This is a genomic window from Allobacillus salarius (assembly GCF_007559425.1).
In the GTDB taxonomy this organism is placed as follows: Bacteria; Bacillota; Bacilli; order Bacillales; family Alkalibacillaceae; genus Allobacillus; species Allobacillus salarius.
The window spans coordinates 1-1,793 of the sequence record NZ_VMHE01000059.1; the positions used below are offsets into that span (position 1 = coordinate 1).

1 rRNA gene is annotated in these 1,793 nt (G+C 53.8%); it reads left to right on the forward strand.

The annotated features are described in order from the left end of the window. Positions 1–1,793: ribosomal RNA gene (locus FPQ13_RS12965) — 23S ribosomal RNA — on the forward strand; the annotation flags it as partial.

Genomic DNA, 1,793 nt, shown 5'->3' on the forward strand with positions numbered 1-1,793 from the left:
AGTCGTTGGTCGTAGACCCGAAACTGTGTGATCTACCCATGTCCAGGGTGAAGGTAAGGTAACACTTACTGGAGGCCCGAACCCACGTACGTTGAAAAGTGCGGGGATGAGGTGTGGGTAGGGGTGAAATGCCAATCGAACACAGAGATAGCTGGTTCTCTCCGAAATAGCTTTCGGGCTAGCCTCAGCAAAAGAGTCTTGGAGGTAGAGCACTGATTGGACGAGGGGCCCTTCCCGGGTTACCGAATTCAGTCAAACTCCGAATGCCAATGACTTATGACTGGGAGTTAGACTATGGGTGATAAGGTTCATAGTCGAGAGGGGAACAGCCCAGACCGCCAGCTAAGGTCCCTAAGTATGTGTTAAGTGGAAAAGGATGTGGCGTTGCTTAGACAACCAGGATGTTGGCTTAGAAGCAGCCATCATTGAAAGAGTGCGTAATAGCTCACTGGTCGAGTGACGCCGCGCCGAAAATGTACCGGGGCTAAACACATCACCGAAGCTGCGGATTGTCCGCAGGACAATGGTAGGAGAGCGTTCTAAGGGCGTTGAAGTCAGACCGTGAGGACTGGTGGAGCGCTTAGAAGTGAGAATGCCGGTATGAGTAGCGAAAAAGAAGTGAGAATCTTCTTCACCGTATGCCTAAGGTTTCCTGAGGAAGGCTCGTCCGCTCAGGGTCAGTCGGGACCTAAGCCGAGGCCGAAAGGCGTAGGCGATGGCCAACAGGTTGACATTCCTGTACCACCTCCCATCCGTTTGAGTAACGGGGGGACGCAGGAGGATAAGGAAAGCGCGTTATTGGATAAGCGCGTCCAAGCAGCAAGGGTTGTGTGTAGGCAAATCCGCACACTGTACGCTTGAGCTGTGATGGGGAGGGAAATTGAGTACCGAAGTTCCTGATTTCACACTGCCAAGAAAATCCTCTAGCGAGGATGGAGGTGCCCGTACCGTAAACCGACACAGGTAGGCGAGGAGAGTATCCTAAGGTGATCGGGAGAACTCTCGTTAAGGAACTCGGCAAAATGACCCCGTAACTTCGGGAGAAGGGGTGCTCACTCAGGCTACGAGCCTGGGGAGCCGCAGTGAATAGGCCCAAGCGACTGTTTATCAAAAACACAGGTCTCTGCGAAGCCGCAAGGCGAAGTATAGGGGCTGACACCTGCCCGGTGCTGGAAGGTTAAGTGGATGCGTTAGTGCCTTTGGCACGAAGCGTTGAAACGAAGCCCCAGTGAACGGCGGCCGTAACTATAACGGTCCTAAGGTAGCGAAATTCCTTGTCGGGTAAGTTCCGACCCGCACGAAAGGTGCAACGACTTGGGCACTGTCTCAACGAGAGACCCGGTGAAATTATACTATGCGTGAAGATGCGCATTACCCGCGACAGGACGGAAAGACCCCGTGGAGCTTTACTGTAGCCTGATATTGAATGTTGGTACAGCTTGTACAGGATAGGTGGGAGCCTAGGAAACCGGAGCGCTAGCTTCGGTGGAGGCGCCGGTGGGATACCACCCTGGCTGTACGAACATTCTAACCCAGAACCGTGATCCGGTTCGGAGACAGTGTCAGGTAGGCAGTTTGACTGGGGCGGTCGCCTCCCAAAAGGTAACGGAGGCGCCCAAAGGTTCCCTCAGAATGGTTGGAAATCATTCGCAGAGTGTAAAGGCAGAAGGGAGCTTGACTGCGAGACCTACAAGTCGAGCAGGGACGAAAGTCGGGCTTAGTGATCCGGTGGTTCCGCATGGAAGGGCCATCGCTCAACGGATAAAAGCTACCCCGGGGATAACAGGCTTATC